General features: G+C 64.8%; 9 protein-coding genes. All 9 read left to right on the forward strand.

Translation table 11 applies throughout. From position 1 onward, the window contains the following. On the forward strand, window positions 1-666 hold a 666-nt coding region (locus RMN84_RS07315; protein WP_405051459.1), incomplete at its 5' end, for a type II and III secretion system protein family protein. Then, window positions 656-952 carry a hypothetical protein gene (locus RMN84_RS07320; RefSeq protein ID WP_309611523.1) on the forward strand — a complete coding sequence of 99 codons (297 nt, stop codon included), beginning with the start codon at window positions 656-658 and terminating at the stop codon, window positions 950-952. The genes RMN84_RS07315 and RMN84_RS07320, both read left to right, overlap by 11 nt. A gap of 10 nt (window positions 953-962) precedes the next feature. Beyond that, a complete protein-coding gene (locus RMN84_RS07325) occupies window positions 963-2,609 on the forward strand; it encodes a pilus assembly protein TadG-related protein (protein WP_309611524.1) in 1,647 nt (548 codons plus the stop codon). Then, window positions 2,606-3,142, forward strand: coding sequence for a pilus assembly protein (locus RMN84_RS07330; RefSeq protein ID WP_309611525.1), 537 nt, complete (start codon window positions 2,606-2,608; stop codon window positions 3,140-3,142). The genes RMN84_RS07325 and RMN84_RS07330 overlap by 4 nt, the downstream gene beginning before the upstream one ends. After that, window positions 3,139-3,765, forward strand: a complete 627-nt coding sequence (locus tag RMN84_RS07335) for a pilus assembly protein (RefSeq protein WP_309611526.1) — start codon at window positions 3,139-3,141, stop codon at window positions 3,763-3,765. Before RMN84_RS07330 ends, RMN84_RS07335 begins: the two co-directional genes overlap by 4 nt. Window positions 3,766-3,778: 13 nt before the next feature. Further along, complete coding sequence (locus RMN84_RS07340) at window positions 3,779-4,981, forward strand: hypothetical protein (protein WP_309611527.1); 1,203 nt, start codon at window positions 3,779-3,781, stop codon at window positions 4,979-4,981. 98 nt (window positions 4,982-5,079) lie between these two features. Continuing rightward, the gene (locus tag RMN84_RS07345; protein ID WP_309611530.1) at window positions 5,080-6,387 is read left to right on the forward strand and encodes a CpaF family protein; all 1,308 of its coding nucleotides are present in this window, start codon (window positions 5,080-5,082) and stop codon (window positions 6,385-6,387) included. After that, entirely contained in the window at window positions 6,387-7,385 is a 999-nt protein-coding gene (locus RMN84_RS07350; protein WP_309611528.1) for a type II secretion system F family protein, read from the forward strand. Before RMN84_RS07345 ends, RMN84_RS07350 begins: the two co-directional genes overlap by 1 nt. Before the next feature lie 4 nt (window positions 7,386-7,389). Continuing rightward, window positions 7,390-8,123, forward strand: a 734-nt coding sequence (locus RMN84_RS07355; protein WP_309611529.1) for a type II secretion system F family protein, incomplete at its 3' end; no start/stop codon positions are given.

Here is an 8,123-nt window from a genome sequence, read left to right on the forward strand (position 1 = left end):
CTCGCTGGCGGCGAATTTCCGATCCCGGTCGCCCAGGGGGGCGGCACCACCAACGGCGGCGGCAACAGCATCAGCGTCGAATTCAAGCCGTTCGGAGTCAGCCTGTCCTTCACCCCGACCGTCCTGGCCGATGGCGTCATCAACCTGGTTGTCGCGCCCGAAGTCAGTTCGATCGATCGGTCGGCGTCAATCGTCATCAACGGCCTGACCATTCCGGGCCTGCAGACACGGCGGGCCAAGACCACCGTCGAACTACGCGACGGCGAGAGTTTTGCCATGGCCGGGCTGCTGCGCAAGGATTTCCAGGATACGGTTCGCCAGTTCCCGATCCTCGGCTCGATCCCGATCATCGGCTCGCTGTTCCGCTCGACCAATTTCCAGAAGGACGAGACCGAGCTGGTTATCCTGGTCACGCCGCGACTGGTCCGCCCGGTTGCCGCTGGCGCGATGAAGGTGCCGACCGATCGCGCCAAACCGCCGAGCGAGGCCGATTTGTTCCTGCTCGGTCAAACCGACAGCGGGGTCAAGCCCGGGCCGACCCTTAACAAGGGCCCGATCGGCGAGCCCGACACGGCCCGCCCGCCTGCCGCCCGCCCGGCACCCGGCGGCGGCATGGCGCAGGCCAACCCCAACGCGCTGGAAAAGGATTATGGCCATGTCTTCTAGGACGCCTTCCAGGATCATCGCCATCGCCGCGATCGGAAGCCTCGGCGCGCTGCTCGCCGGCTGCACTTCGGTCGACCCGGGCATGGGCGAAGCGCTGAAATATGACATGGTCGCGCAGACCGTGAATCCGGAGCCCGTCTATGCTTCCACCGGTGCCAGGGCGGGATCGAGCGGCGACCACGCCGCGCTGGCGACCGAGCGCTATCGCAAGGGCACCATCAAGGAACTCAAGGTCGAAAGCTCGACCAGCACCAGCAGCTCCGGCAGCGGCAGCAGCGGCAAGTGAGGAGGCGGCAATGCGGAAGGTCTGGGCACGACTGAAGCGGAATAACCGCGGTGCCGTCGCGCCGACCGTGGCGCTGTCCCTCGTCGCGCTGATCGCGACCGGCGGCATCGCCTTCGACTACGCTCATACTGCGGCACTCGATACCGAGCTGCAGGATGCAGCCGACCAGTCCGCCCTCGCGGCTGCAAGTCAGCTCGACGGACAGGCAAACGCGCAAGCCCGTGCGACCGCTGCGGCGCAATCGCTGGTCCGCAATCTGTCGCTGTTCGCGAGCGATAATGCCAGTGCGGTCGGCGACCCACGCAAGGTCGAGGTGGCGACCCTCACTTTCTACCAAAGCTACGATCGGGTGAATGACACGTACGGCACCCTGGCGACCGGCGATACCGATTCGAAAGTGGTAAGGGTCACGATCACGCCGCGGCTCGCAAATTTCGCGCTGACGCCGATCGTCGGCGCTTTCAGCTCCGGACCGCTTCCGGCCGAAGCCGTCGCGTCGCTTGGCACCGCAATCTGCAAGACGCCACCGGTGATGATCTGCAATCCTGCTGAAACGGCGACAAATAAGACTTTCGATGCGAACTCACTGAAGGGGCGCGGCCTGAAATTGGTGTCCGTTGGCGCCGGAAACGGAAGCTGGGCGCCGGGCAATTTCGGCTATCTCAACAATAATGGCGGTTCGAACGGCGTTCCCGGCCTGCAGGAAGGGCTCGGCTGGAGTTCGCCACCGGGCGATTGCACCCCGTCCGGCACGGTCAATACGAAGCCGGGCGGCAATGTCCCTGCGACCGATGCCTTAAACACGCGCTTTGACATCTATGACAGCAATTCGAGCTGCCAGAATGGCGGCGTCTGCCCGTCCTCGATCGACAGCGTCAAGGATCTCGTCCGACCCGCAAATGCTAGTGGGAACAATGCGTGTGCGCTCCAGAACGCGGGGTGGCAATTGTCGTCCAACTACTACGGGAAAAGTGGAATGCTGACGTCGGTGACGCCGCTCGCGACGACGGTCACGCCAACGTCCATGGGACACCCCCGCGATATCTGCCACACGGTCGCCGGCAGCGTTACCGGAAATTGCAGCGCCAATCCGATCGGCGACGGCGCCTGGGACCGTGATGCCTATTTCCGGACCAATTACTTGCGCGGAAATGGGACGCGGTGGAGTTCGGCGAATTGGCAAGCGAATACCGGCCTATCCCCTTCCGTGGCGCCTTCGGCCGCAAACTTCGCTAGCCGTTACAACGTCTACCTATGGGAAATTGCCAACCGCGGCACATCGATCGATGGTGTCACCGTGCTCGGACCGAACCCATCTGGTGCGACGGGCACGACGCTCGTCAGCCATGGCATTCCCGTTTGCTCGCAAGCCCAGACACCTAGCTATGGAACGGGCACGGTGCCCAATCTCAATACTCCGGATCGACGGAGTACCGCGATGGCAGTCGTCAACTGCCAGCAATATTCGGTCAACGGGAGCAGCACGAATGTTCCGGTGCTGAAGTTTGTCGATCTCTTCCTGGTCGAGCCCTCCGTTCAGCGTGATTACAGCGGGCAGGGCGACGTCTATGTCGAAATCATCCGCGAGACGCCGGCGGGCGGCGCGCAGACTGCCGGCCAGGTCGTCCGTCGTGACAAGCCGTTCCTGATCCGATGATCGGAACACGAAACCTTGTCAGCAATTGCCGGGGGGCAGCAGCGGTCGAGATCGCGCTGGTTGCACCATTGCTGCTGGCCATTCTTTGTGGCTCGATTGAACTCGGCAATTATTTTATGAACGAGCACACGCTGGTGACGGGGGTCCGGGACGGCGCGCGCTTCGCTGCCCGTCAAGCATTCGGTCAATACACTGGCTGCGGTGGAACGGCGACCGCCGTACCGACGACGGTGTCGAATAATACCAAGTTGCTTGTTCGCAAGGGGTCGCTCGACTCGAGCGCAAATGACCTCCTCCCGAATTGGACCAGTGGAACGACGACCTTTACCGTAACGATGGTCTGCAACACCACTGCCGGCGGTGTTACGATGAGCGGCATTTATAGCGGGAACAGTGTTGGGACAGCCGGCGCAGCGCCGACCGTCCTGGTGACGGCTCATCTGCCCTACCGCCCCATTCTCAGCAGTTTCGGCTGGCGTGGGACCGGCTACTTCCTCAATGCGTCGCAAGAAGCGGCCGTGGCAGGCATATGAGTATGCGTCTTTTCCGAGACGTCAGGGGGTCGGGAGCGGCGGAGTTTGTGCTCGTGCTGCCTTTGCTGCTGATCCTTCTGTTCGGCATCATTGACGGCGGTCGTTGGCTTTGGGCCTATAATGAGGTGACCAAGGCGACACAGGCCGGTGCTCGCGTCGCGGCCGTGACAAAGGTCATTCCCGCAGGGCTGGCATCTACCTATATCGGTATTACCCCGCCGGGTGCGACAGGGGCACTCACGCAGGGCGATTTGATTCCAGCGTCGGCGCTGGGACTGATTCGATGCGTGAAGCCCGCGAGTGTCGTCACGTGCACCTGCATAACCACGCCTTGTCCCACTGTGAGTACCACCAGCGCACTGGGATGGGATGCTATCGTAGCGCGCATGAAGGCCATGTATTCGCCAATCTCCGACACAAATGTCGTGGTCGAATATAGCGGCTCGGGCTTGGGGTATGCGGGCGATCCTGACGGACAGGATATTTCGCCGCTCACGACCGTCAGAATACAGAACCTCAGTTTTACGCCAATTACATTTCTCATGCTTAAGAGTGTCCAGGCAATTCCTGCTGCGGCAGCGACCTATACCGCCGAGGATCAACTCGGAACTGCTTCGAATTAGGATGAATGACAGTATGTCCGACCTTTCCCATTCACCCGTTCGCAGCCCCTGGCGGCCCGAGGAGCGCGAGGCGGCGGTGCGGCTGTACCTGTCGGGGGCGCAGGGCGATGCCGGCGACCTGATCGGCGCGCGCGCGGCCGGCTTGCCGCTCGAGCTCAACCTCATCCCGGTAACCGACTGGATTGATCCCGCCGAACTGGCCGGCGCGGCCTGCGCGGTGATTCAGGTCGATGCCGACGTCCCCGCCTCGGTCAAGCGCTTCGAGAAGCTGGCCGCCGCGACCCAGACGCCGCTAATCGCTGCCTCGTTCGAGCCGCCGCTCGCGCTGGTCCGCGCGCTGATCCGCACCGGCGCGCACGATGTCGTGCCGTTGCCGCTCGACTTGGCCGAGCTCGAAGCTTCGCTCCAGCCGCTGCGCGCGACCATCGCGGCGAAGCGCCAGCCGGCCGGGACCGAGAAGCGCAAGCTGGTCGCGATCATCAAGGGCGAGGGCGGGGTCGGCGCGACGGCGCTTCTCGGTCAGGTCGCGACCCGCTTCGCGGCGCGGGAGACGGCCGCGGGGCGCGACGCCTGCCTGATCGATTTCGACGTCCAGTTCGGCGATGCCGCGTTCCAGCTCGGTCTGGCGCCGCCGCTCAATCTCACCGACCTGCTCGACGTCGGCGCGCGGCTCGACGGGGCGCTGCTCCGGGCGACGACCGCGCGCCATCCCAGCGGCCTGGCGGTGCTCGCCGCGCCGCGCCAGATCACTCCGCTCGATGCGCTCGACAGCGAGATGGCGCTGGCGCTGGCCGAAACCGCGATGCGCGAGTTCGGGACGGTGTTCGTCGACTTGCCGCACAACTGGACCAACTGGTCGATGTCGCTGCTCGCCCGCGCCGATGTGGTGCTGCTGGTGACCGAGCTGCGCATCCCCAGCCTCAACCGGGCGCGGCGGCAGCTTGACCTGCTGGCGAGCCAGGACATGGACCGGCTCGACATCCGAATCGTCGTCAATCGCGCCGAGAAGGGGCTGTTCCGCGCGATCAAGCCGGCCGACGTTCAGCGCGCGCTTGGCCGTTCGGTCGCCTTTACCGTGGTCAACGATCACGAGACGATGATCGCGGCGATCGAGCGCGGCGTGCCGGTCGCCGAAATCCGCCGCAAGGGACCGCTTGCGCGCGACCTCGACACGCTGACGAATGCGCTGGTCGAGACATTGGGGGTAGAGTCATGAGCCTGTGGCAGATTCGCAAGTCCGGGGCGGGAAGCGACTCCGCCGGTGAGGTGGCCGATCCCGAACGCGCCGCGCGCGACCTCGATCAGCGGCGACTGATGACGGTCGGCGATGCCGGTGCCTTCGCCAAGCGCGATGCCAACACCGAACTGAAGGTCGAGCTTCACCAGGCATTGCTCGGCCTCATCAACTTGTCCGCTCTCGACACCATGTCGCGCGCGCAGATCCAGGATGAAGTCGGCGACATTCTCGAAGAGGAGCTGGCCAAGCAGCGCCACGCCCTCAACAGCGCCGAGCGGCGGCAGCTGACCGACGATGTGCTCGATGAACTGCTCGGACTGGGGCCGCTCGAGCCGTTGCTCAAGGACACCACGATCACCGACATCCTGGTCAACGGCCACGACTGCGTGTTCGTCGAACGCTACGGACAGCTCGAACCCTCGGCGGTGCGGTTCAAGGACGAGCGCCATCTCCTGCGAATCATCCAGAAAATCGTTTCCGCGGTCGGTCGCCGGGTCGACGAAAGTTCCCCCCTCGTTGATGCCCGCCTAGCCGACGGCAGCCGCGTCAACGCGGTCGTCCCGCCGCTGGCGCTTGACGGTTCGCTGCTGTCGATCCGCAAATTCGCCAAGGTGCCGATTAGCCTCGACCGGCTGGTCGAAATCGGGTCGGTCCCGGCGCAGGTCGCCGAAGTGCTCAAGGCGATCGTCGGGGCGCGGCTGAACGTGCTGATCTCGGGCGGCACCGGGTCGGGCAAGACGACCATGCTCAACGCCATGTCGGCGTTCATCGACGAGCGCGAGCGGATCGTGACGATCGAGGATTCGGCCGAACTCCAGCTGCAGCAGGCGCATGTCGCCCGGCTCGAAACCCGCCCGCCCAACATCGAGGGCAAGGGCGAAATCGCCCAGCGCGACCTGGTCAAGAATGCGCTGCGCATGCGGCCCGACCGGATCATCGTCGGCGAAGTGCGCGCCGGTGAGGCGTTCGACATGCTCCAGGCGATGAATACTGGCCACGACGGGTCGATGACCACGGTCCACGCCAACAACGCCCGCGATTCGCTGTCGCGCATCGAACAGATGGTCGGCATGAGCGGCATCGACATCCCGATGCGGTCGATCCGCGCGCAGATTTCGTCCGCCATCCACATCGTCGTGCAGGTCGCGCGGCTCGCCGACGGGCGCCGCCGCTTGCTCAGCCTGTCCGAATTGACCGGCATGGAAAGCGACGTCATCACGATGCAGGAAATCTTCCGCTTCCGTCAAACCGGCATCTCGCAGGACGGCAGTGTCCAGGGCCGCTTCGAAGCGACCGGCATTCGCCCGCGCTTCCTCGATCAGGTCATGGCTCACGGCAAGTCGCTGTCGCCCGATCTGTTCCGCCCGGATGCGAGTTTCGATTGATGGCCGATAGTTGGATCCGGACTTTATTTCTCGTCAGCGTTTTCGCCGCGGTGCTGGTCGCGGTCGAATTGCTGGTCGGGTCGATTACGGCACGCCGGTCGCGCGGCGACGCGATTAACCAGCGGCTGAAGATGATCGAGCGCGGCGTGCCACGGGCAGAGACGATGAACCTGCTGCGTCGCCGCGGCGGATCGCTGCCGGAGGGTTGGCCGCCCTTCCTGACCGGTCCTGCCAACACGCTCGACCACATGCTGGCGCAGGCCGGAATCATCATGCCGACCGGGCGGATGCTGGCGATCGTCGCCGCGGCTCCGGCCGTCCTGTTCCTGATCCTCGTCGTGCTTGCGGCAAAGTTCGGCGCGCTTGGCCCGGGCCGGCTGTTCCTGCTGTTCATTGTCGCACTGGTGATGGGGCTGGCGCTGCCGCTGATGGCGCTGAACATGCGCGCGACGCGGATGCGCAAGCGGATGATCGAGCAATTCCCGACTGCGCTCGACGTCTTTGTCCGCGGTCTGCGCGCCGGCCATCCGATCGCCGCGGCGCTCGAACTACTAACGGTCGAGATGCCCGATCCGATCGGCAGCCAGTTCGGCCTGGCGGTTGACGAAGTGACCTATGGCGCCGACCTGCGTGACGCGCTGGAGGGTATGGCCGACCGCTGGGACCTCGATGACATGCGCATGTTCGTGGTCAGCCTGTCGGTCCAGAGCGAGACCGGCGGTAACCTCGCCGAAATCCTCGAGAATCTGTCTAAGGTGATCCGCGATCGCGCGTCGATGATGATGAAGGTCCGCGCCCTGTCGAGCGAAGGTCGGATGTCGGCGGTCATGCTGACCGTCTTGCCCGTCGGCTCGTTCATGCTGCTGTTCGTGCTGAACCCCGCCTTCTACCTCGATGTTGCAGACGACAGCATGTTCATTCCCGGCTTCATGATGCTGATCGTCCTTTACGCGCTCGGCGTGTTCATCATCCGCCGCCTCATCGATCTGAAAGTGTGACGCGATGACCCAGCTTTTGATCGCCTACCCGTCGCTGCGCTGGCTTCTCCTGCTGCTGCTGTTCGGCGCCGTCTCGCTCGCGACCTATGCCATCATGGCCCTGACCGGCGGCCGCGGCGCAGCGCGCCGGCGCCTGGTGGGTGACGGGACGATCCTGGTGCCCGCGCCCGGCGGCACGGTCGTGCCTTCCACCCTTCGTACCGACACGACTCGGGGATTATGGGTCAGCCTGGTCGGGGCGATCGAGCGTAGTGGCATCCCGCTGGTCGATACCAAGGACGCCACCCTCCGCACCAAACTGATCGCGGCCGGCTATTCGTCGCCGCTCGCACCGCGCGTCTATTCGCTGGTCCGGCTGGTTTCGGTCATCGGCCTGCCGGTCGCGCTGTTGCTGTGGTTCTGGCTGACCGGCCAGCGTCCCAGTGCGGGCAAGCTTTATTTTGAAGCGCTGATCGCTGCCGCCCTCGGCCTCTATGCGCCGTCGCTGTTCATCCGCGCGAAGGCCGACCGCCGCCAGACGCAGATTATCAACGCCTTTCCCGATGCCCTCGACCTGATGCTCGTGTGCGTCGAGGCCGGTCTGGGGCTCGAGGCGGCCTTTGCTCGGGTCGGCCAGGAAATGACCCGCTCGCACCCGCTCCTCGCCGAGCAGCTCGGCTCGGTCGTGCTCGAGCTTCGCGCCGGGCGCAGCCGTGAGGATGCCCTTCGCCGCATGGCCGACCGCGCCGGGGTGGACGA

It is taken from the genome of Sphingomonas sp. (assembly GCF_031380695.1).
Lineage (GTDB): Bacteria > Pseudomonadota > Alphaproteobacteria > Sphingomonadales > Sphingomonadaceae > Sphingomicrobium.

Excerpts from the sequence above, each read along its gene's own strand:
- RMN84_RS07325 (WP_309611524.1), top strand. The coding sequence starts at position 963 with ATGCGGAAGGTCTGGGCACGACTGAAGCGGAATAACCGCGGTGCCGTC.
- RMN84_RS07340 (WP_309611527.1), top strand. The coding sequence starts at position 3,779 with ATGTCCGACCTTTCCCATTCACCCGTTCGCAGCCCCTGGCGGCCCGAG.
- RMN84_RS07345 (WP_309611530.1), top strand. The coding sequence starts at position 5,080 with ATGACGGTCGGCGATGCCGGTGCCTTCGCCAAGCGCGATGCCAACACC.
- RMN84_RS07320 (WP_309611523.1), top strand. The coding sequence starts at position 656 with ATGTCTTCTAGGACGCCTTCCAGGATCATCGCCATCGCCGCGATCGGA.
- RMN84_RS07330 (WP_309611525.1), top strand. The coding sequence starts at position 2,606 with ATGATCGGAACACGAAACCTTGTCAGCAATTGCCGGGGGGCAGCAGCG.
- RMN84_RS07335 (WP_309611526.1), top strand. The coding sequence starts at position 3,139 with ATGAGTATGCGTCTTTTCCGAGACGTCAGGGGGTCGGGAGCGGCGGAG.
- RMN84_RS07350 (WP_309611528.1), top strand. The coding sequence starts at position 6,387 with ATGGCCGATAGTTGGATCCGGACTTTATTTCTCGTCAGCGTTTTCGCC.